This window comes from Amycolatopsis sp. 195334CR, from assembly GCF_017309385.1.
Classification (GTDB): domain Bacteria; phylum Actinomycetota; class Actinomycetes; order Mycobacteriales; family Pseudonocardiaceae; genus Amycolatopsis.
On the sequence record NZ_JAFJMJ010000001.1, the window covers coordinates 4,743,048 to 4,764,204 of the forward strand.

The 21,157-nt window shown below is 70.5% G+C and carries 25 protein-coding genes; 17 read left to right on the forward strand and 8 right to left on the reverse strand.

Translation table 11 applies throughout. The annotated features are described in order from the left end of the window. Positions 1 to 82: 82 nt before the first annotated feature. The 4 genes from JYK18_RS47565 to JYK18_RS48040 all read right to left on the reverse strand — a co-directional run bounded on the left by JYK18_RS47565 (position 83) and on the right by JYK18_RS48040 (position 3,925). A complete protein-coding gene (locus tag JYK18_RS47565; RefSeq protein ID WP_277992181.1) occupies positions 83 to 205 on the reverse strand; it encodes a hypothetical protein in 123 nt (40 codons plus the stop codon). A gap of 41 nt (positions 206 to 246) precedes the next feature. Beyond that, positions 247 to 369 (reverse strand): hypothetical protein, encoded by a 123-nt coding sequence (locus JYK18_RS47570; protein WP_277992182.1) that lies wholly within the window; start codon positions 367 to 369, stop codon positions 247 to 249. A gap of 32 nt (positions 370 to 401) precedes the next feature. Continuing rightward, positions 402 to 2,978, reverse strand: coding sequence for a class III lanthionine synthetase LanKC (gene lanKC, locus JYK18_RS22270; RefSeq protein WP_206803856.1), 2,577 nt, complete (start codon positions 2,976 to 2,978; stop codon positions 402 to 404). Positions 2,979 to 3,163: 185 nt separating this feature from the next. Beyond that, on the reverse strand, positions 3,164 to 3,925 hold the full coding sequence (locus JYK18_RS48040) for an IclR family transcriptional regulator (RefSeq protein WP_206803857.1): 762 nt from the start codon (positions 3,923 to 3,925) through the stop codon (positions 3,164 to 3,166). A gap of 64 nt (positions 3,926 to 3,989) precedes the next feature. Here JYK18_RS48040 and JYK18_RS22280 point away from each other — a divergent pair, with 64 nt between their 5' ends. From JYK18_RS22280 to JYK18_RS22300, 5 genes are all read left to right on the forward strand, one after another. After that, complete coding sequence (locus JYK18_RS22280) at positions 3,990 to 4,934, forward strand: 2-dehydro-3-deoxygalactonokinase (RefSeq protein WP_307795992.1); 945 nt, start codon at positions 3,990 to 3,992, stop codon at positions 4,932 to 4,934. Next, on the forward strand, positions 4,931 to 5,533 hold the full coding sequence (locus JYK18_RS22285) for a 2-dehydro-3-deoxy-6-phosphogalactonate aldolase (RefSeq protein WP_206803859.1): 603 nt from the start codon (positions 4,931 to 4,933) through the stop codon (positions 5,531 to 5,533). The genes JYK18_RS22280 and JYK18_RS22285 overlap by 4 nt, the downstream gene beginning before the upstream one ends. 12 nt (positions 5,534 to 5,545) lie before the next feature. Continuing rightward, a complete protein-coding gene (gene dgoD, locus JYK18_RS22290; RefSeq protein WP_206803860.1) occupies positions 5,546 to 6,694 on the forward strand; it encodes a galactonate dehydratase in 1,149 nt (382 codons plus the stop codon). Between the two features lie 3 nt (positions 6,695 to 6,697). After that, entirely contained in the window at positions 6,698 to 8,008 is a 1,311-nt protein-coding gene (locus JYK18_RS22295; protein WP_206803861.1) for an MFS transporter, read from the forward strand. Between the two features lie 368 nt (positions 8,009 to 8,376). Continuing rightward, positions 8,377 to 8,946 (forward strand): HdeD family acid-resistance protein, encoded by a 570-nt coding sequence (locus tag JYK18_RS22300; RefSeq protein ID WP_206803862.1) that lies wholly within the window; start codon positions 8,377 to 8,379, stop codon positions 8,944 to 8,946. Here JYK18_RS22300 and JYK18_RS22305 read toward each other — a convergent pair. After that, the gene (locus tag JYK18_RS22305; RefSeq protein ID WP_206803863.1) at positions 8,943 to 9,404 is read right to left on the reverse strand and encodes a VOC family protein; all 462 of its coding nucleotides are present in this window, start codon (positions 9,402 to 9,404) and stop codon (positions 8,943 to 8,945) included. The genes JYK18_RS22300 and JYK18_RS22305 overlap by 4 nt on opposite strands. Continuing rightward, a complete protein-coding gene (locus JYK18_RS22310; RefSeq protein ID WP_206803864.1) occupies positions 9,401 to 9,970 on the reverse strand; it encodes a DinB family protein in 570 nt (189 codons plus the stop codon). Before JYK18_RS22310 ends, JYK18_RS22305 begins: the two co-directional genes overlap by 4 nt. A 63-nt stretch (positions 9,971 to 10,033) precedes the next feature. On the opposite strand from JYK18_RS22310, the gene JYK18_RS22315 reads away from it, so the two are divergent. From JYK18_RS22315 to JYK18_RS22365, 11 genes are all read left to right on the forward strand, one after another. Further along, positions 10,034 to 10,981 carry a YafY family protein gene (locus JYK18_RS22315; protein WP_206803865.1) on the forward strand — a complete coding sequence of 316 codons (948 nt, stop codon included), beginning with the start codon at positions 10,034 to 10,036 and terminating at the stop codon, positions 10,979 to 10,981. A gap of 10 nt (positions 10,982 to 10,991) precedes the next feature. Then, a complete protein-coding gene (locus JYK18_RS22320) occupies positions 10,992 to 12,374 on the forward strand; it encodes a carboxylesterase family protein (protein WP_206803866.1) in 1,383 nt (460 codons plus the stop codon). Positions 12,375 to 12,379: 5 nt separating this feature from the next. Continuing rightward, the gene (locus tag JYK18_RS22325) at positions 12,380 to 12,964 is read left to right on the forward strand and encodes an RNA polymerase sigma factor (RefSeq protein ID WP_206803867.1); all 585 of its coding nucleotides are present in this window, start codon (positions 12,380 to 12,382) and stop codon (positions 12,962 to 12,964) included. Continuing rightward, a complete protein-coding gene (locus JYK18_RS22330; protein WP_206803868.1) occupies positions 12,961 to 13,995 on the forward strand; it encodes a CU044_5270 family protein in 1,035 nt (344 codons plus the stop codon). The genes JYK18_RS22325 and JYK18_RS22330 overlap by 4 nt, the downstream gene beginning before the upstream one ends. A 144-nt stretch (positions 13,996 to 14,139) precedes the next feature. Further along, positions 14,140 to 14,991 (forward strand): hypothetical protein, encoded by an 852-nt coding sequence (locus tag JYK18_RS22335; protein ID WP_206803869.1) that lies wholly within the window; start codon positions 14,140 to 14,142, stop codon positions 14,989 to 14,991. Between the two features lie 146 nt (positions 14,992 to 15,137). After that, complete coding sequence (locus tag JYK18_RS22340) at positions 15,138 to 15,659, forward strand: DUF4232 domain-containing protein (protein ID WP_206803870.1); 522 nt, start codon at positions 15,138 to 15,140, stop codon at positions 15,657 to 15,659. 5 nt (positions 15,660 to 15,664) lie between these two features. Beyond that, positions 15,665 to 16,477, forward strand: coding sequence for a serine protease (locus JYK18_RS22345; protein ID WP_206803871.1), 813 nt, complete (start codon positions 15,665 to 15,667; stop codon positions 16,475 to 16,477). Positions 16,478 to 16,571: 94 nt separating this feature from the next. Then, a complete protein-coding gene (locus JYK18_RS22350; RefSeq protein ID WP_206803872.1) occupies positions 16,572 to 17,060 on the forward strand; it encodes a hypothetical protein in 489 nt (162 codons plus the stop codon). 56 nt (positions 17,061 to 17,116) lie between these two features. After that, the gene (locus tag JYK18_RS22355) at positions 17,117 to 17,659 is read left to right on the forward strand and encodes a DUF3558 family protein (RefSeq protein ID WP_206803873.1); all 543 of its coding nucleotides are present in this window, start codon (positions 17,117 to 17,119) and stop codon (positions 17,657 to 17,659) included. Then, positions 17,660 to 17,827 (forward strand): hypothetical protein, encoded by a 168-nt coding sequence (locus JYK18_RS22360; protein WP_206803874.1) that lies wholly within the window; start codon positions 17,660 to 17,662, stop codon positions 17,825 to 17,827. It abuts the gene before it with no gap. Between the two features lie 229 nt (positions 17,828 to 18,056). Beyond that, positions 18,057 to 18,857, forward strand: a complete 801-nt coding sequence (locus tag JYK18_RS22365) for a DUF1206 domain-containing protein (RefSeq protein WP_206803875.1) — start codon at positions 18,057 to 18,059, stop codon at positions 18,855 to 18,857. Here JYK18_RS22365 and JYK18_RS22370 read toward each other — a convergent pair. Then, entirely contained in the window at positions 18,854 to 19,390 is a 537-nt protein-coding gene (locus tag JYK18_RS22370; protein ID WP_206803876.1) for a MarR family winged helix-turn-helix transcriptional regulator, read from the reverse strand. The two genes, JYK18_RS22365 and JYK18_RS22370, sit on opposite strands and share 4 nt — an antisense overlap. A gap of 76 nt (positions 19,391 to 19,466) precedes the next feature. Between JYK18_RS22370 and JYK18_RS22375 the strand changes: the two genes are divergently transcribed. Then, complete coding sequence (locus JYK18_RS22375; RefSeq protein WP_206803877.1) at positions 19,467 to 20,183, forward strand: SDR family NAD(P)-dependent oxidoreductase; 717 nt, start codon at positions 19,467 to 19,469, stop codon at positions 20,181 to 20,183. On the opposite strand, the gene JYK18_RS22380 is transcribed toward JYK18_RS22375, so the two are convergent. After that, positions 20,155 to 21,129: a YafY family protein gene (locus JYK18_RS22380; protein WP_206803878.1), complete on the reverse strand. Its 975-nt coding sequence runs from the start codon at positions 21,127 to 21,129 to the stop codon at positions 20,155 to 20,157. The two genes, JYK18_RS22375 and JYK18_RS22380, sit on opposite strands and share 29 nt — an antisense overlap. Positions 21,130 to 21,157 lie beyond the last annotated feature (28 nt).

Below are 21,157 nucleotides of genomic sequence, written 5' to 3' on the forward strand. Positions count from 1 at the left end.
GGCTTTCCTTTCGGGTTCGTGGGGTTTGCGGAGGGGGCGGCCCGCCGGACGCGGGCCGGCCCCACTCCACCGGTTGCCCAGGTCAGCCGACCGACGGCTCCAGCTGGCTGTTGCCGCACTGGGTCAGGCTGTAGGTGCTGATCGGGGCGTCGGCCTCGACCTCTTCGGGGTTTTCCTGGTTCTGCAGGCGCAGCACGGAGTTCATCGTGTTTCCCTTCTCAGTGGGGGTTGGGGAGCTGGTGCGGATCAGGCGGGCGAGATCTCGACCTGGCCGCCACCGCAGTGGTGCTCGCTGATGGTGCTGATCGGGGCGTCCGCCTCGACCTCGTCCGGGTTGACCTGGAGCTGGAGGCGCAGGACGTTGTTCATGGTGGTTCCTTTCTCAGTGGGTTTCTTTTCCTTCACCGGCAGTGATCCGCTTGCGCGGCCCGCGGCCGGGTGTCTTCGGTGGGGAGGTGGGCGTCGAGGGTGAACAGCGGGTCGGGCACCCGGTCGAGCACCTGGTTCAGCGCCAGCAGCACGCCGGCCGAACCGCTCCACAGCTCGGCGGACAGCCGCTGCCCGTGTGAACCCGCCCAGCGCACGCCGGTGGCGTGGGGCACGGCGTACTTCACCAGTGCGCGGGCCGAATCCAGCGCGCGATCGGCCAGTTCCGGCCGGTCGAGCAGTTCGGCGGCCCCGGACAGGGCGAGCCCCATCCCGGCCTGCCCCTGGAACAGTCCACTCGAGACGGTGAAGCGGATGCCGAGCGAGCGGAGGCAGCCGTCGAGCGTCTCTTCGAGTTCGTCGTCGCGCACCACGGTCAGGTACCGGGTGAGCACGTGGACGAATCCGGCGCTGCCGGCGGACAGGTACGGCATGTTCCGGCGGTCCTTGGCCGAGACCCGGAAGCCGAGCCCGTTGGCCTCCAGCGGTTGCCGGTGGGCCAGTTCCTCGCGGAGCAGGGCCAGCCCGCGGCGCAACGGCCGCCGGTCTCCGCTGAACCGCGAGAGGTAGTACAGCGCCAGCGCGACGCCGGGCCGACCGTGGACCAGACCGGACGCGTCGTCCTTGCCCAGCATCGGGACCAGGTCCTCGGGCAGCGTTTCGAGCAGCTGCCCGGCGGCGGTCAGATCGGCACCGTCGCCGACGGTCGCGTACCGGTGCAGTCGAGCGAGCGCCAGCCCGGCCACGCCGCCGCCCAGAGTGGCCGAACGGAGCAGCAGGGTGTGGGTGGAGGCAGCCGCCAGCAGCTCGTCGGCCGCTTCGCGTTCGCCGAGGTCGGCGAGCACCCAGGCGATCCCGGCGTTGCCGAAGAGCAGTCCCGGGCCGATTTCCTTGGCACCGGCCAGTGACTCGTCGCGCAGGGACCGCACCCAGCGGGGATCGGGCTCGCGCCCGGCCACGCGCAGGGCGTGCAGCACGCCGGCGGTTCCGTAGGCGACGCAGCGCGTGTTGCTCAGGTAGCCGTCGGGAATGGTCGGGAAGAGCGTGTCCTTTCCCTTCCCCGCCAGCGCTTCCAAAGCGTCCGCGGTGGCGTCGCGCAGCTTCCCCAGGTGTTCCGCGGGTCGCTGCGACACCTCCTCGGGCGTGGGCAGCGCGCCGGGTGGCTCCGGCTGGAAGCAGAGCACGGTGTCGCGCAGTTCGTCCGGCACGGGACCGTGCTCGGTCAGCTCGGCGAACAGGTGGTGCAGGGCGTCGGGGGAGCGGTCGGCGATCTGGTGCAACGGGAACACCAGCATCTGCGCGACGGCGCTCAGCCCGTAGTGGTCGTAGTGTTCGGCGGTTTCGACTTCCTCGAGCGGGAAGTAACCCGGGGTGGCGGGTGCGTTGACCGGCCGGTTGGCGGGCTGGGCGGACTCGAAGTCGATGAGCCGGACGTGGTCTTCGTCGTCGATCAGCACGTTGCGCGGGTTGAGGTCCACGAAGACGTAGCCGTTGTCGTGGAGAGCCTTCAACGCCTTCGAGAGTCCTTTGAGGACTTCGAGGCAGCGTCGGTAGTAGGCGACGTAGTGCTCCGGCGGCTGACCGGTCTGGATCACCGGTGTGTTGGCGACCGTCCACTTGGTCAGCGTGGTGCCGGGGACCAGCTCGGTCACGAGGTAGCTGTGCTCCCAGTGGGTGAAGAATTCGAGGGGCTCCGGGCAGCTTCCCGGGGCGACCGCGTGCACCGTGCGCAGGGTCAGGTACTCGGCTTCGAGCCGTCGGCGCGCGTCGGAGCCGTTCCACGTGTAACCGTTGTGGGAGCGGGCTTCCTTGACGAAGACCTGACGGCCGTCGGCGGTGCGGGCGCGGTAGGCGCCGCCCGCGTTGCTGTGCTGGAGCACGGCTTCGAAGGTGTAGCCGTGGAAGCTGACCTCGCCGTCGTCGAGTTCGTCGAGCGCGGTGGTGAACGGATCGGTGAGGCCGTCGGGCAGGTGGAACTCGGGGCGCCGCTCGTCGGGCACCAGGCGGCCGTCGATTCCGCGCACCATCGGGGTGCTGGTGCCGTCGGCTTCCAGGCGGGGCTGGGAGGTGAAGGCGCCGTAGCGGTAGGAGACGCAGTGGGAGTCACCGAAGCGGCGGTCGGTGAGCACGTAGGGCCCGTCGATGCCGGCGAGGGCGGTCTCCAGCGCGGCGAGCACCTCGTGGGCTACTTCGGGGGTGGGCGGGTAGAGGGCGCAGAACTTGCCGCTCTGGGCGCGGGAGGAGTGCTTGCCGTGCATCCAGAGGAAGAAGCGCTGGCCGCTCAGGTGCTTGAACGCCACCCCGAGCCGGAAGCACACCCCGGCGACCACCTCGAGCACCCGAGCCGAGTTGCCGAGGGAGGCCGAGACGTGCACCTTCCAGCCGTGGTCCGGCAGTTCGCTGCCGTCGGGCGCCCAGGAGGTCCAGACATCGAACTCACTCCGGTGCCAGCCCGTGGGAGAGGTGGCGACCTCGTACCGCGTGCCGGGGTCCCCGGCCGCGAGCGGAGCGAAGAAGTCCTTGTCCGCCAGGGTGAACGCCGCGTCCCGCATGGTTTTCGCCTCCTCGTGTCGGCTGCCGTTTTCGCTGACATGAGAAGCATCTCCGGCGAGGGGGTCCCGGAACAGCGGTCACGCGGTCAGCAACCGGACGCCCCCGATGGCAGGAAGCTGACCTCGACGGACTGAACCAGATCGCCGCGCTGACCGGGCTGGCGCTGCCCGCGAAAACCCGGAGCTCAGCGCCCGCGGTGACCCAGGCCCGCCGATATCTGCTGCGCCGCGCGCCCCACGACCTTGGACAGGCCCCGAAGGCGCGCGGCCGGCATGTACGGCCGAGTCGCCGACACGCTGATCGCCCCGGCGATCTCCCCGGTGGCGTCCCGGATGGGCGCCGCCACGCAGCGGATGCCGGGTTCGTTGTCCTCCAGGTCGAGCGCCACACCGCTCTCGGCGTACTCCCGCATCCGCACCAGGAACGCGTCCAGGTCGCCCGGATGGACCTGGTCCGGCTCCAGCGGCGCCTCCGCCTGGTAGAGCGCCCGCCACTCCGCCGCCGAGTCCAGCAGCAGGGCCATGCCGACGCCGGTCCGGGTCAGCGGCATGCGGTGCCCGATCCGCGAACGCATCTCCGCACCACGTGACCCGGGGAGCTTGTCCAGGTACAGCACCGAATCGCCATCACGCACGGCCAGGTGGACGGTGTCGCTCAGCTGCGCGGACAGCTCCTCCAGCACCGGCCTGGCCACCACCGGCAGCGGATTCCCGTGCAGCGCCTGGAAACCCAGCTCGATCAGCGTCGGCCCGAGCGTGTAGCCCTCGCGCCCGCTGCGCAGGTACCCCTCGCTGACCAGCAGCTGGACCAGCCGGTGCGCGGTGCTGCGCCCGAGTCCGGTGCGTTCGACGAGTGCCCGCAGATCGGTCGCGCCCCCGGCGACCGCGCGGATCACCGCGAGGCCGCGGGCGAGCGTCTGGGTGCCGGGCGGCGCGTTCTCGACCACGCCGACATCCTACATATAGGGACGGCGTTCGCATTATGGGGAACGCGCCCGCACAGTGCCACCTGTGACCGACCCCGAACCCGCACTGGTCGCCCTCGACTGGGGCACCTCCGGCCAGCGCGCCTGGCTGCTCGACGCCGGCGGCCGCATCCTGGACGCACGCCGCTCGGGGCGCGGGCTGCTGGCCGTCACCGAGGGCATCGACCCCGGCGACCGGACCGCCCGCGCGGCCGCCTACGAAACGGCCTTCCACCAGGCGTGCGGCGACTGGCTCACGACCGGCGTGCCCGCCATCGCCTGCGGCATGGTGGGCAGCGCACAGGGCTGGACCGACACCGGCTACCGCACGGTGCCGTCCACTCTGGACTTCCCCGACCTGGTCCGCGTCCCGCACCGCGACGGCGTGCTCCACTTGGTCCCCGGCGTGCGGATCCCGTCCGGGGAGACCCCCGGCGACGTGCTCCGCGGCGAGGAAACCCAGCTCGCCGGCATGCTCGACGTGCTCACCGGGCACCGCACCGTGGTGCTCCCGGGAACGCACAGCAAGTGGGTCCGCGTCGAGAACGGCACGGTGACCGGCTTCGCCACCGCGATGTCGGGCGAACTCCACGGCCTGCTCACCTCGCACGGTATCTTCGCCCGCACCGCCGCCGAACCCGTCCGCGACGACGAGGCCTTCGAGCGGGGGCTGGCCACCGGACGCCGCTCCCGTGGGTTGTCCACGGAACTGTTCGGCGCCCGCCCGCTCCTGCTCGACGGCGAACTGGCCCCGGCCTCCCTGCCCGACTACCTCTCCGGCGTGCTCATCGCCGACGAGGTCGCGCACCTGCTGCCCGCCGGGGAAACCGGCGTGGTCGTGTGCGGCACCGCCGACCTGTGCCGCCGGTACGCCGCCGCGCTCGCGCACCACGGGGTCGAAGCCGTGGCGCGGACCGAGGAAACCGCCGCCAGGGGCCTGTGGCGCATCGCGACCGCGGCCGGGCTCGTCACGGAAAGGACGTCATCATGACCGAGCTGATCGCGATCCTGCGCGGGGTCACCCCCGGCGAGGTGGTGGGCATCGGCCACGCCCTCGCCGACGCGGGCATCACCGCCATCGAGGTCCCGCTCAACTCGCCGGACCCGTTCACCAGCGTGCGCCTGCTCGCCGACGCGCTCGGCGACCGGTGCGCGATCGGCGCGGGCACCGTGCTCACCACCGAAGACGTCGGGCGGGCCCACGAAGCCGGTGCCCGGCTCATCGTGGCGCCCAACTGCGACGCCGCGGTGATCACCGCCGCGGTCGAGCTGGGGATGACGCCGTACCCGGGCGTCGCCACCCCCACCGAGGCGTTCACCGCGATCGCCGCGGGCGCGCGCCACCTCAAGCTCTTCCCGGCCGACGCGGTCGGGATCAGCGGGGCCGGCGCCTGGCGCGCCGTGCTCCCGAAGGACGTCGGACTGCTGCCGGTCGGCGGGGTCGACGCGACGAACCTGGCCGCGTGGGCCGCCGCGGGCGCGGCGGGCGCGGGGCTGGGCTCCTGCCTGTACCGGCCGGGCGACACCGCCGACGCGGTCGGTGCCCGTGCCCGTGAACTCCGCCGGATCTGGGACGAGAAGTCGCAGTAGCAAAGGGAAATCATGAAGATCACGTCAATGACGACATATCAGGTGCCGCCCCGCTGGTGCTTCCTGAAGATCGAGACCGACGCGGGGATCACCGGCTGGGGTGAGCCGGTCCTGGAGGGCCGCGCCGCCTCGGTGGCCGCGACGGTGGAGGAGCTTTCCGACTACCTGATCGGCCAGGACCCCGCGCGCATCGAGGACCTGTGGACCGTGCTCTACCGCGGTGGTTTCTACCGCGGCGGCGGCATCCACATGAGCGCGCTGGCCGGGATCGACCAGGCGCTGTGGGACATCAAGGGCAAGGCGCTCGGCGTGCCGGTGCACGACCTGCTCGGCGGCCGGGTCCGCGACCGGATCAAGGTGTACTCCTGGATCGGCGGCGACCGGCCCGCCGAAACCGCCCGTGCCGCGCGCGAGGTGGTGGACCGCGGGTTCAGCGCGGTGAAGATGAACGGCACCGAGGAACTGTCCTATCTGGACACATGGGCCAAGGTGGACCGCTGTGTGGCCAATGTGGACGCCGTGCGCCAGGCGGTCGGCCCGGACATCGGCATCGGCGTGGACTTCCACGGCCGCGTGCACAAGCCGATGGCCAAGGTGCTGCTCCGCGAACTCGAACCGTACCGGCTGATGTTCGTCGAGGAACCGGTACTTTCCGAGCACGTCGAGGATTTCGCCGACGTGCTGCGTGCCTCGCCGATCCCGATCGCGCTCGGCGAGCGGCTGTATTCGCGGTGGGACTTCAAGTCGGTGCTGGCTTCCGGTGCGGTGGACATCATCCAGCCCGACCCGTCGCACTGCGGCGGCATCACCGAGGCGCGCAAGATCGCGCACATGGCCGAGGCGCACGATGTCGGACTGGCGCTGCACTGCCCGCTCGGCCCGATCGCGCTGGCGGCCTGCCTGCAGATCGACGCGGGGTGCTACAACGCGACGATCCAGGAGCAGAGCCTGGGCATCCACTACAACACCAGCAACGACCTGCTCGACTACCTGGCGGATCCGGCGGTGTTCACCTACCGCGACGGTCAGGTCGACATCCCGCGCGGGCCCGGCCTCGGCATCGAGATCAACGAGGAGTACGTCGCCGAGCGCGCCGCGGAAGGGCATCGCTGGCGCAATCCCGTGTGGCGGCATTCCGACGGCTCGTTCGCGGAGTGGTGACCGATGACGCAGACCACGACCGCCGGTTCGAAACTGTCCACAAAGGCCTCCCGGGTCCGCGTGCTGGTCGCGGTGATGCTCTTCGTCACCGTGGTGATCAACTACCTGGACCGCTCCAACCTGTCGATCGCCATGCCCGCGATCGCCGGGGAGATGGACCTTTCCAAGGCGCAGCAGGGGTTGCTGCTGTCGGCCTTCGGCTGGACCTACGCCGCGCTGCAGATCCCCGGCGGCTGGCTGGTCGACCGGGTGCCCGCCCGCGTGCTCTACCCCGTGTGCCTGGTGCTGTGGTCGCTGGCCACCTTCTTCATGGGCATCATCGGCGGTTTTGTCGCGCTGATCGCGCTGCGGCTGATGGTGGGCGTGTTCGAGGCGCCCGCGTACCCGATCAACAGCAAGATCGCCACGGTGTGGTTCCCGGAGCGGGAGCGTGCCACCACCATCGGGTTCTACACCTCGGGCCAGTTCATCGGGCTGGCGCTGCTGACCCCGGTGCTGTCCTGGTTGCAGACGATGCTTTCGTGGCACTGGGTTTTTGTCAGCACCGGCCTGGTCGGCATCCTGTGGGCGGTGATCTGGTACGCCGTGTACCGGGAACCGCGTGATTCGCGGGCGAACGAGGCCGAGGTGGAGCTGATCCGGTCCGGTGGCGGGCTGGTGGACCTGGCGCGCGAGCGGCCGGAACGGGCGCGGATCACCCGGGCCGATCTGGCGGTGGTGCTGGGGCGGCGGAAGCTGTGGGGCATCTACCTCGGCCAGTTCTGCCTGACCTCGACGCTGTGGTTCTTCCTCACCTGGTTCCCGACGTACTTGGTCGAGTACCGGGAGATGGACTACATCAAGTCCGGTTTCCTGGCCTCGCTGCCGTTCGTCGCGGCGCTGGTCGGCGTGCTGGTTTCCGGTGTGCTGTCGGACTTCCTGCTGCGGCGGGGGGTCTCGCTCGGCGCGGCGCGCAAGGGGCCGATCATCGCCGGGTTGCTGCTGAGCACGTTGATGGTGGGCGCGAGCTTCACCGATTCGACGGCGCTGGTGATCGTGTTCCTTTCGGTGGCGTTCTTCGGGAACGGGCTGGCGTCGATCACCTGGTCGCTGGTGTCCGCACTGGCCCCGCGGCGGTTGTTCGGGCTGACCGGCGGGATGTTCAACTTCATCGGGAACCTCTCCTCGATCGCGACGCCGATCGTGATCGGCTTGATCGTGACCGATGAGAGCTTCACACCGGGATTCGCTTACATGACGGTGATCACGGTGGCCGGGATCCTGTCGTACGTGTTCCTGGTGGGGAAGGTGGAACGGGTCGAAGAACGGGGGTAGCGCTCGTGCGGAGGCTGGGTTCGGGTATACGTACGACCGGTCGTATACCTGGGTTCGGCTTTCGCGGCATGGTGATCTCGGTGGGGGCCCGGAGCTCGTGGTCGGACAGGAGTTGGCCCGGCGAATGCCGTCGCGAAGTGGAGCGGGGATCTTTCACCGGGCCGGTCATCGCTCGGCAGCCTAGGCCGGACCCAGATATCGGCAGCTTAGGCCGGACCCAGATTTACGTACGACCGGTCGTATACCTTGATCCGGCCTCCCGAGCGCGGCGACCCCGAGAGCGCGTCCCCCTGACGGGTGTTCGCGCGCGCGCCCGACCGCCCCGCGGCTTAGCGTGACCCCCAGGTGAACAGGGAGGAGCCGCGGCGATGAGCCATCACGCACCCGAGGTGGGCCGGAGCCCGATCACCGGACTGGCGAGGGCGGCGTGGCAGGCCGTGCTCGCCGCCGGGGTCATCGCCCTGCTGCTCGGCGTGGTCGTCCTGGTCTGGCCGGGGCCTAGCCTCCTCGTGGCCGGCGTGTTCTTCGGCGCCTACCTGCTGGTCAGCGGCATCTTCCAAGTGGTGGCAGCGTTCGGCACGCACGTAGCGACGCCGATGCGCGTGCTCGCCTTCCTCAGCGGTGCGCTCTCGGTCGTGCTCGGCGTCTTCTGCTTCACCAGCGCGTTGCGATCCCTGGTGCTGCTCGCCCTGTGGATCGGCATCGGCTGGCTGTTCCGCGGCATCACCCAGACGGTGGCCGCCGCCGCGGACATCGCCATGCCCGCCCGCGGCTGGCAGGCCTTCCTCGGGGTGGTCAGCGGACTCGCCGGCCTCGTCCTGATCGTCTCCCCGCTGAACTCGATCGCCGTGCTCACCGTGCTGACCGGGTGCTGGCTGCTGGTGGTCGGTGTGATCGAGATCGTCACCGCCCTCCGGCTGCGCGCGCGGTTCCGCTAGTCCAAACAGAACTCGTTGCCCTCGGGATCGGTCATCACGATGAACCCGAAGCTCAGCGGGGGCGCGGGTTCGTGCCGTTCCAGCCGGTGCGCGCCGAGCGCGACGAGCCGTTCGCATTCGGCCTCCAGCGCCGCCATGCGCTCGTCGCCCTGGAGCCCCGGCGCCGCGCGGACGTCGATGTGCAGGCGGTTCTTCGCCACCTTGTCCTCCGGCACCTGCTGAAAAAACAGCCGCGGCCCCTGGCCGTCCGGGTCCTCCACCGCGGAACTCGAATTGCGCTGGTCCTCGGGCACGTTCATCTTGGCCAGGAACTCGTCCCACGCGGCCAGCGGGTCGGCGCCCTCAGGCAGTTCGACGCCCGGCGGGGCCGGGTGCACGTAACCCAGCGCGTCGCGCCAGAAGCAGGACAGCGTCCGCGGGTCGTGCGCGTCGAAGGTCAGCTGGATGTGGCGGCTCATCGGGTGGCTCCGTTCATGTGCAGGTACAGGTCGCGCAGCAGGCAGACCTCGGACAGGTGGTGGATCAGCTCGCGGTGGATGTGCTGCACGAGGTCGGCCACGGCCAGCTCGGGATACGGCTCCTTGTCCCCGATCGGGGCCCGCAGCTCCGCCTCGCTCAGCCCGCGCACCCCGGTCAGCCAGACGTCGAGGTGCTGGTCGAGCTGCTCGAGCGCACCGGCCGCGGTCCCGGCATAGTCCCAGGTTTCGTAGGCCGCCGCCGGGGCACCGAAGTGCGCGGCGTTGCGCGCGGCGAGCACGCCGACGATGACGTGGGCGAGGCGCCAGGCGATGGTGGTGAAGGGCGCGGGCTCCGGCTGGGGGAAGGCGTAGTCGATGGTGAAGTCCCCGCCGCCCACCTGGATGGGCGCGGTCGAGGTGCCGCGCGGCCGCACGCTCCAGGCACCGGGCACCGGCGACCAGAAGTACTCGTCGTCGGTCAGGCCCTCGATGCGGGCGCGGATCTGGTGCCGCCAGTGCCATTCCCACTGCTCGCGCAGTGTCCGGTTCCAGTCGAACTCGTTCATGGGGAACACTCTGACACGCCTAGCGGACAGGATCGGTCCGCTATCTGTGGTGAGGTGAACGTTGTGGACGGTGACGACCGGGGCACGACCGAGCGGGTGCTCACCCTGCTCGGCCTGCTCCAGCAACGGCAGGTGTGGACCGGGCCCGAACTGGCGGGGCGACTCGGGGTCACGCCGCGCACGGTCCGGCGTGACGTCGAACGGCTGCGTGCGCTCGGGTACCCGGTGCACGCCAGCCAGGGCGTCGGCGGTGGTTACCAGCTCGGCGCCGGGCAGGACCTGCCGCCGCTGCTGCTCGACGACGAGGAGGCGATCGCCACCGCGGTCTCGCTGCTGGTCGGCGCGGGTGGCGCGGTCGCCAGTGCCGGGGACGCCGCGCTGCGGGCGCTGGCCAAGCTCGACCGGGTGCTGCCGGCGCGGCTTCGGCGCGAGGTGCGGGCGCTGTCCGGTTCGGTGGAGTCGTTCGACGGGGGCCGCGTGCCGGTCGACCCCGGGGTGCTGATGACGCTGGCCAGGGCGTGCCGCGACGAGGTCGAAGTGGGCTTCGGTTACGCGTCCGGCGTGCGGCGGGTCGAGCCGTACCGGCTGGTCGCCTCCGACCGGCGGTGGTACCTGCTCGCCTTCGACCTCGATCGGGTGGACTGGCGCAGCTTCCGCGTCGACCGGATGACCGAGGTGATCGCGCGGACCTGGCACTTCAGCCCGCGCGAGGCGCCCGACGCGGCGACGTTCGTGCAGGAGAGCGTCGCGGTCCGGGTGTACCCGCAGCAGGCGCGCTTCCTCGTGCACGCGCCCGCGAGCACGGTCCGCACGCAGATCTCGGGTTCGGCGGCGGTGGTGCGGCCTCGGGGGAAGGGGCGCTGCGAGGTGCTCAGCGGCGCGGCCAGCCTCGACTTCGTGCTCCTGCACGTGGTCCTGCTGGGGCACGACTTCGAGGTGCTCGAACCGCCGGAGCTCGCGGCGCGCTGCCGCGTGCTGGCGGACCGGCTGCTGGCGGCCGGGTCCGTGTGATCATGGCGGGGTGGAGCGGACATTCGAGACTGCGTCGGGGCCGATCATCGGGCGGGTCGAGGACGGGGTGGTGCGCGTGCTCGGGGTGCCGTACGCGACCGCGAACCGGTTCGAGCTGCCCGAGCCGGTGCCGCCGTTCAGCGAGCCCTTCCAGGCCTTCGACCGGGCGCCCGCACCACCGCAACACCGATCCGAGCTGCTGATCCGCCTGATCGGCGACGACGACCTCGGGGACGGTGAGGACTGCCAGCGCCTGTCGATCACCGCGCCCGCGGACCTCGCCGAGGGGGAACGCCTGCCGGTGCTGGTGTGGATCCACGGCGGCTCGTACGTCACCGGGGCGGGTGACCTCACCGTGTACGACCCGCGGTCGCTGGTGGGGGAGCAGCGGGTGGTGGTCGTGACGGTGACCTACCGGCTGGGCGTGCTCGGTTTCTTCGGCGACGGTGAGCGCGTGCCCGCGAACCTCGGGTTGCTGGACCAGCTCGCGGCGTTGCGCTGGATCAGGGACAACATTCTCGCGTTCGGTGGTGACCCGGAATCGGTGACGTTGTTCGGCCAGTCCGCCGGTGGTGACGCGATCGCGCACCTGATGATCAGCGAGGGGGCGGAAGGCCTGTTCCGGCGGGCGATCATCCAGAGCGCGCCGCTGGGCATCACCTCGGGCCGGGCCGCGATGACCACGGCGATGCTCGCGGCGGTGGGCGACCTGCCGCCGGACGCGCCGGTCAGCGACGTGCTGGCGGCGCAACGCGTGGCGGAGAAGGCGGCCAAGCGCTTCGGGCTGCCCGGTGGCATGCCGTTCGGGGTGCAGTACGGCCTGCCGCCGGTGCCCGCGGAGTCCACACGGGACGAAGCGTGGCGGAAGGCCGCGCCCCGGATCGACGTGCTCATCGGCTGCACGGCCGAGGAAGCCGCCTTGTTCGCCGGTGCGATCCCGTTGGTGGAAAGGCTTTTCCGGGTTCCTCTGCTGGGCGCGGCCGCTCGGTCGCTGACCACGCCGCTGAGCCGGAAGATCTACGACACCCCCGCCGCGGCTTTCGCACGCAGGCACCGGGACGCGGGCGGGCAGGCCGTGCGGTACCGGATGACGTGGCGGCCTTCGGGAAGTCCGTTCGGGGCCGCGCACATCACGGACCTGCCGCTGATCCTGGGTACGCGGCAGGCCTGGGAAGGCGCCCGGTTGCTGGGGAACGCCTCCTGGTCCGAAGTGGACCGACGAGGCCGTGCGGTCCGCGCCGTCTGGGCCGGTTTCGCGCGCACCGGCCAGGTTTCTGCTGCCGGGGCGGCAGCCGCCAGGGACAGCCTGGCCTTTCCTCGTTCTGAATCCACGATAGAGTGTGACGCAGGTCACGCGAATGGCGACGGTCCCACGGCCCAATTACCGTCGTGAGGCCAATGACCGAACCTGCCGCCGCGGGCCAGGGCGTCCCGGACGAGGACCGGCCCGATCTGGGCGGCGCCGACGTAGTCCGCACCTTCGGCCTGCTCTACGACCGCCACGCCAGAGGGCTGCACCGCTACCTGACCAGAAGAGCCGGGGCGGTCGCGGACGACCTCGTCGCCGAGACCTTTCTGGTGGCGCTCCAGACCAGGCACAACTACGCCCCCGATCGGGGGACGGCGCGCTCCTGGCTCTACGGCATCGCCACCAACCTGCTCCGCGGCCACGTCCGCGAGCAGACGCGCACCCTGCGCCTGGCCGCCCGGATGGTGGGTGAAGCCCGCCAGAACGCCGAGTCGCCCGACGCGCGGGTGCCGGATTCGGTCGACGCCGAGGAACAGACCAGACGGCTGGCCGGCGCGCTCGCCCGGATCGACCCGGGCAACCGCGACGCGCTGCTGCTCACCACCTGGGCGGAAATGGACGCGAACGAGGTGGCCGAAACCCTGGCCATCCCGGTCGGCACCGTCCGCTCCCGCCTCCACCGGGCGCGCCGCCAGTTGCGCGCCGAACTGGCCAGAAAGGACCGAGGACGATGAACGACACCGAAATCGACGACCTGCTGCGCCAGGTGCGCGCGGACGTGCGCACCGACGAAGACGTACTCGCTCGAGGCCGCGCGAAGGTGCTCGCCGCCGCGGCCGATGTGGAAGGGGTTCCCGTGCTGAAGGCCCGGACTGTCGAATCACCGAAGAAGAAGCGCTCGATGTGGCTCGCCGCGGCGGCCGCCGCCGTGGTGGTCGCGGGTGCGGTCGGCACCCAGTTGCTGCCGGGGGATGAGGCGGAGATCGACGTGGCCAGCGCCGCGATCCTGGACCGCGCCGCGCAGGCGCCGGGTACCGACGTGCCGCTCGCGCCCGGTCAGTTCCGCTACGTCGAGACCCACGCCTGGAACGTGAACCGGTCGCCGGAGAAGGACCTCACCTATCGCGTGGAGTCGGTGACCCGCGAGTGGGTGCCTGCCGACGAACGCCAGGAATGGTTGCTCCGCAAGGAATACACCGGCAACCGCGAATTCCTCTCCGGTGACGAACGCGATGCCGCACCGGAGAACACCACGGCCGAGGAGGACATGCGGGCGCCGTGCGGTGAATACGGCACCCCCACCGGGGGACCCGGGTGCGAAGGCACCTGGCAGCACCCGACCGCGGAATGGATGGCGGGCCTGCCACGCGATCCGGCGAAGCTCGGTGAGCTGCTCCGCGCGGACCTGCCGGACAACGACCGGGGCGAGGTCCGGGTCTTCGACTACGCGAGCGACCTCCTGCGCACCGGCCGCGTTCCCGCCGACCTGCGTTCGGCGCTGTATCGGGTGCTGGCCACCGTGCCCGGCATCAAGCAGGTGGACAACGCGGCCACTTTGGACGGTCGGGTCGGCACGGCGCTCGGCATCGAGGACGACGATTCACGCCACGACATCGTCATCGACCCGGTGACCGGCCAGTTCATCGGTGAGCGGGACGTGCTCGTCGAGGACAACGACGCCGGGATGAAGGCGGGAACGGTGCTCAAGTCGAGCTCGGTGAGCACCGGTACGGCCGACGAGATCGGCGTGGTACCGGCGAAATAAAACGGCCGCGGCCGGCCGGGCACCCCGGTTCGATTCCGCTGAGCGGCAGCGAACCGCCTTTTTCGGGACGACCGAGAACGTTCGGGTTGATCGACACGACTGAGCGAGCGATAAGGTCGGCCAAAAGGGGGTAAAATGTCGGGAATGCCCGCGATGGCGTGGTTCGAAGGCACCACCGATTTCATCCGCTGGTCCGCCCCCGACCGCGAACAATGGTCGGCGGTGCAGGTGCTCGACGACCGGCGCACCGGCCGCGTGGTGGCGATCACCGGCCGCGGCGACAACACCTACATGGCCTGGAAGGGTGTCGAGCGGAACATCTGGTGGTCACGCCTTGACGGCGGTGTCTGGTCGCCGCGGGAATCCACCGGTTTCCGCACGCTGACCTTTCCCGCGCTCGGCAGGCTCGGGGACCGGACCTTTCTCGCCTTCCGCGAGGAACGGCGTTATTTCCGGCCCCCGAGCCACCAGCAGCACACCATCTGCTGGGCCGAACTCCACGGCGATCACTGGGAACCCGAGGCGCACGACCTCGGCCTGCACTTCGTTGACGAAAACGTTTCGCTCGCCGAACACGACGGCTGCCTGCACATGGTCTGGCGGCGCACCTTCGACTCGCGGGTCTGCCGGGCGGTGTTCGACGGCGCCTGGACGGTCGAGGGCCCGCTCGGGAACTGGCGCACGAGCGCGGTGCCCGCGATCGCCTCCGACGGCGTGCGCCTGCACCTCGCCTGGCGCCGGGTCGAGGACGACCACATCGGCTGGGTGACCGGGAGCGGCGACCGCCTGGGTGACGAGGTGGTGCTGCGGGACCGGCGGAGCTCCGGCGCGCCGGCACTGGGCCGCTCCGGCGACGGCGAACTGGTGATGGTCTGGCTCGACGCGGCGGGCGGCGGGCTCCGGTGGGACCGCTGTCGTGACGTGCGCTGGGAGTCGAGGCCGCACGCGTTCAACGACCGGCGTGCCGACGCGTGGCACGGCGTCAGCCTCGCCTGAGCCGGGTTCATCCGGTGTGATCCATTTCACCGTTGCTCAACGCGGTGCCGCGGGCACACGTCCACCCAGTGTGGATCGGCCCAGCAGAGCCAAAACTCGCACTGCTGAGTGACCACAGTGGACTGAACGCCGGAGAAAGGGATTTCATGTCTCAGGCAGTTGTCAAGCGCGTGCTGGCCGGGAGCGTTGTCACCGCGGGGGTGCTCGCGCTGGGGATCACCGGGGCGTCGGCCGCCGTCGCCGTTCCGCCCGAGGAGGGCGAAGCGCCGGCGTGCGCGGTCGACCAGCTCAAGCTCGGTGCGGGCGAACCGGTTCCGGCCGGGGCACAGCACAGGATCACGTTGAGCCTCAAGAACATCTCCGACCGCACGTGCAGTGTGGACGGTCTGCCCGCGGTCGACCTGACCGGTCCGGCCGACCCGGTCTTCGGTGACACCTACCGCCTCGCGCCGGGGGCGCGGCCGGGCGGGTTCGCGGTTCTGGTGCCGGGTCAGGGGGAAGAGGTCGCCGAGGTGACCGTGCTCGGCGGCGGCTCCTGGACGCCCAAGGCCATCGAGGCCACACCGCCGGGGCAGGACGCGCCGCTGCTCCTCGAATGGCCGGGGCTGCCGGTGCTGCGCCAGGACGGGGCCACCCACCCGGGTTCCTTCGTGCAGGGCATCGGCTGAAGCGCGTGAAGAACCCGACCCTGGGCGCGGTCGCGCTGGCCGCCGGTGTGCTCGTCGCGACGAGTGCGCCGGCGGCCGCCGCCACCGGCGCGGACGTGGTGACCAAGATCGAGACCGAGGACCGCGCTGCGGCGCTGGCGTACTGGACGCCGGAACGCCTGGCCGCCACCGACCCGGAGAACGAAGCGCCCGCCGAGACCATCGGCACGGTGCGTCCCGGCCCGGTGCCCGCCGGGCTCGGCAAGCTGTACTTCACGCTCGTGCCGGGCGGGGACGGATCCTGTTCCGCGACCGCGGTGCCGAGCGCGAGCAAGGACGTCGTGCTCACCGCCGGGCACTGCGTCAACGCCGGGCTGACGCCGCAGGACGAGCCGATCCAGGTGACCAACGTGGTCTTCGTACCGTCCTATGAGGACGGTTCCGGCCCGCACGGGGTGTTCGCGGCACGGGCGTTCGCCTGGCCGGACACGTACCAGGGGCCGATGAGCGGAACCGACGACGTGGCCGTGCTGGCCCTCGACCCGGTCGATGGCAAGCACGTCGCCGACACCACGGGCACGCAGGAGGTCACCTTCGAGCGGCCGGAATCCCCCGCGCCCACGGACATCCTGGGCTACCCGGTGTCCCGGCTCGCGCACGGCCAGAAAGTCCAGCAGTGCGACGTGACGGCCGAGTACGCGCCGGATTCCGTGGTGGACAAGTGGATCTCGCCGTGCGATCTGGCCGGCGGGTCCAGCGGCGGCCCGTGGCTGACCGGCTTCGACGACGCCACCGGACTGGGCACCATCTACGGCGTGACCAGCTCGCGAGTTCGGTGAACCGCTCCTTTCATCAGGGTATGACTGCTAGCGTGTTGGGCTGAACACAAGCGGTCGCTGGGGGACGGGTCTTCAGGGAGGGGCAGGCGCGGTCATGACCGGAAGTACGGGTTTCAACACGCAGTCGGATGCGGAAGCGCAGGGTGGCGCCCCGCCCCCGCCCCCACCCCCTCCCGCCGCCGGCGACGCGGGCAACAGCTTCCTGGACAGCCTGTTCGCCGTGGACCCCTGGACGACGAGTCGGTCAAGCAGTTCAGTGCTGACGCCCAGCGGATCAAGGACCTGGCCACCGCTGGCCCAGCAGGCGGCGGTTTTCGCACTGGAACCCGAAGCGGGCCAGAAGTTCGTCAACGCGGTGACTCACTACGTCGACGAGGTCTGGCCCAGTCTCCGGAGCGACGTCATGGAGCTCGCTGAGTACCCGGAGCTGGGTAGCGGTCCGTACGTGGCCAAGGTGGCCGAGCACGACAGATCGGTGATGGATGGGGACGACGCTGCTCTCATACCCAACTTTGGGTATGCGCGAAAGCGCCTTAATAACTTTGTGGGAAGCGATACAGACGGCCACTCAGGCTTATTGTGAAGGCGACGAAGAATAAGCATGACTTTCAAGGCGATCGACAAAGAATGAGTGGACCTGTGCTGTCTTTGCGCACCTTGGTGATCCCGATGTTGGCGCTGGCCTTTCTGGCTGCCTGCACGGTGGAGGGGCCGGGAAATTCGGTCACCGTTCCGGCGGAGCCGCCGGCGGCGGAATCAACCGGGTCGAGTCCTTCGCCGCGTGACATTTTCGCCGGCGTTCAGGTGTGTGAGGTGCTTGACGGTGCCGTTGCGGGACAGGGTTTCCCGCCGGGAAAATTCTCTGATATCGGTAGCGACAACGGTTGCCGGGTCGAGAAGACCGGAATTTCTTTGGGTATGAGCCTGGATGACAAGCAAGGCATAGACGACTTCAAGGTGGACCCGTCGAAGAGGTTCAGCGGAGAAGTGAACGGACGGCGGGCATTCCAGGTCAAGGAGCCCCTTGGCGAGGTCGGGGACTGTCAGGTCGCCGTTGACATGGGCGCCAATGCCCGCTTCATTATCACCGTGGCGCTGGGGTCGAACCGGCCAACGGACGAAGCCTGCGCGCAGGCGACGAAGACCGCCCAAGTAGTCGAGCCGGAACTGCCGAAAGGGTAAGTGACGGTTGACCAGCCGATGTACGAGGCCGACGTCTACAGCAAGGCTTACACGGACGCAGGTGGCGGACAGGGGAACATCTTCGCCGAGCCGACGGCGATGGCCGACGCCCAGGCGTACTCCATCGTCCGCGGTCAGGCGCTGACCCACGGGCAGATTTTTCCGTGAGGGGCTTGATACCTCCCACCAGGATTACCTCGGTATCTCCCATGCGCAGCTCTACACGATGGCGCATACCGGCAATGGGGAGCAAGGGCACCGTCGACGAGAACGGGGTGACCACGCAGCTGTCCACCTCCGCCTTCGGTGACGCGGTGCGCGGGCTCTACGACCGCGCGGGCGAGCTGTGACCGGTTTGAGCCTCGTCAGGGACGGGGTGCGCGGGTAGCGTTCGCCCGTGGAAAAAGAAGCCCATGAGGTCGCCAGGAGTGCGCCGTTCCAGCTCGCCGCCCGGCTGGGCCTGGTGGCCTACGGCGTGGTGCACCTGCTCGTCGCCTGGCTGGCCGTGCAGGTCGCGCTCGGTGCGGGCGGCAAGGCGGACAAAACCGGGGCGCTGCAGTCGATTTCCGGCGGGGCCTGGGGTTCGGCGTTGTTGTGGCTGATCGCGGCCGGGCTGGCGGTGACCACGCTGTGGCAGCTGTTCTCGGCGGTCACCGGCAGCTGGCGCGGCGGCGCGGAACGCTGGCTCCGCGCGATGAACCTCGGTGAAGCGGTCCTGTTCGGCTATCTGGCCTACAGCGCGGGCAAGCTCGCGGCCGGGAAGCCCGCGTCGTCGACCGACAGCGCGCAGCTCGGGCTGATCGGTTACCTGCTGAGCCAGTCGTGGGGCAAGCCGGTGGTGGTGGCGCTCGGGGTCGGGATCGTCGTCGCCGCGGCGTTCATCGCACGTCACGGCCTGACCAAGCGGTTCAGCCGGGAGCACGACCTGAGCAAGGCGAGCCGGGGCGTGCGGACGGTCGTGCTGCGGCTGGGGCAGGTGGGCTACAGCGCGCTGGGCACGGTGTACGGCGTCGCGGGCGTGCTGGTGGTGATCGCCGCACTGCGGAGCAGGCCGGAACAGGCGACCGGGCTGGACGTGGCGCTGAAGCACCTCGCCGGGCAGCCGTACGGCTCGATCCTGCTGGTCGCCATCGCGCTGGGACTGGCGGCCTTCGCCCTGTTCACCCTGTTCGACGCCCGCTACCGCCGCGCCACCTAGTCACCCACCTGCCCGAGCCGCTGGTCGCCGAGTTCGGCGTGGAGGCCGGCCAGCAACTGGCGCAGGAGCTCCGCGAGCTGGGCCTGCTGCGCCGCGGACAGCGCCGACACCAGTTCCGCCTCGCGGCCGAGGACGCGGTCGACCAGCCGCTCGACCATGGCGTGCCCCGCCGGGGTGAGGGCGACGTCGACCTTGCGGGAGCCGTCGGCGCGCGTGGTGCGGGTGACCAGGCCGTCGCGTTCGGCGCGGGCCACGCGCTGCGAGATCGCACCCGCCGAGACGAGCGTCAGCTCGGTGAGTTCCCTGGTGGTCAGGCGGTACGGCGGCCCGCTGCGGCGCAGCACCGAGAGCAGGTCGAGGATCGCGGCGTCGGCGCCCGCCGCGGCCAGTGTGCGCGTGCGGTCCTCGCCGAGCAGCTTCGCCGCGTGCCAGATCCGGGTGACCACGCCGATGGAGTCCACCTGGGTGCCCGGCCGCTCCACGGTCCAGGCCAGCGCGATCGCGTCGACGGGGTCGTTCGGGTCGAGTGCCACACCACTCCTCGTTTAGATCTAAATCTTCTGCTACGTTTAGGCCTGAACATGTTAACCGACCGAAGGGGAGAACCCCGTGAGCAGGACCATCGTGGTGACCGGCGGCGGCACCGGGATCGGCAGGGCGATCGCGGCCGGGTTCGCGAAAGCCGGGGACGACGTCGTCATCACCGGACGGCGGCAGGAGGTGCTGGACCGCACGGCCGCCGAACTCGGCGTGCGGGCCGCGTGCTTCGACGCGGCCGACCCGGCGCAGGTGGAGCGGTTCGCCGCCACGCTCGGTGAACTCGACGTGCTGGTCAACAACGCCGGCGGCAACACCGACTTCGACCGCGCGGCGCCGGGCACGCTCGCCGCGGTCGCCGAGAACTGGCGGGCGAACCTCGACGCGAACGTGGTGACCGCGGTCCTGGTGACCACCGCCTGCCTGGAGAAACTGCGGCCCGGCGGGTCGATCATCACGATCGGCTCGATCGCCGCGGACAAGGGCGCCGGTTCCTACGGCGCCGCGAAGGCCGCGATCGCCTCCTGGAACATCGACCTGGCCAGGACGGTCGGCCCGCGCGGGCTGACCGCCAACGTGGTCGCGCCCGGCTACATCGCGGACACCGAGTTCTTCCGCGACAAGCTGACCGACGAACGCCGGTCGTCGCTGATCGACGCCGCGATGACCCGGCGCGCCGGTGCTCCCGACGACGTCGCCGAAACCGTCGCCTTCCTGGCCTCCAGCGGCGCCCGGCAGCTCACCGGCCAGGTGCTCAACGTCAACGGCGGGGAGTGGGCGACGCGCTGAGCGCCCGTCCCAGTACCCGCAGGCGCTCGCGGATCTCGGGGCCGGTTTCGAGTTCGAACCCCGGGGCCAGCGCACCGACGGCGGCGATGTACTGGGTGATGACCTCGGCGCTGTCGGTGCTCAGCAGAACGGTGCAGCTTTCCGGGCCGTCGTCCTGGATTCCGCCGGGGAGCGGGGAGAAGAGCTTGGCGCGGACCGTTTTCGCGGGCAACGGCACCCGCATTCGCGCGGTGTAGCGGTAGAGCGCGGTCGACAGCGAATTCATTACGTAATCGGCCGCGCTCTTCGCGGGGAGTTCGCGAGGGGTGAACCGGTGGCGCGTGGACGCGGGCTCGCCGATCCGATCGGCGCGGAAGACGCGCCAGTCCTCGCGGTGCACGTCGAAACCGAGCAGGTACCAGCGGCGTTCCACGGTGACCAGGCTGTGCGGCTCGACCCGGCGTTCGCTCGGCTGTCCGGCGCGGTTGCGGTAGGTGAAGGTGACCGTTTCCCTGTCCGCGCACCAGGAAGCGAGGGCGGCGAGGACGAGCGGATCGGCTCCGGGCGGTGCGTGCGGTGAGCTCGCCTCGGCGAGGGCGGCCAGTCGTGGCCGCAGGCGCGCCGGGAGCATGCGCTTGACCTTGGCCAGCGCCCGCACCGAACTGCTGTCGAGGTCGGTGATGCTGCCGCCCGCCCGCGTCACCAGCCCGGTGGCCACGGCGATCGCCTCGTCGTCGTCGAGTTGCAGCAGCGGCATCTTCTGCCCGGCGCCCAGGCGGTAGCCGCCCGCGGTGCCGGTGGTCGCTTCCACCACGTAGTCGAGCTGCCGCAGGCGTTCGACGTCCCGGCGCACGGTCCGGGTGGTCACGCCGAGCCGTGCCGCGAGGTCGCCGCCCGGCCATTCGGGACGGCTCTGGAGCAGCGACAGCAACCGGAGCAACCGCGTGGACATGTCCTGGTGCGTCATTTCTCCCGCCCGTCGCCTTGCGGACCTC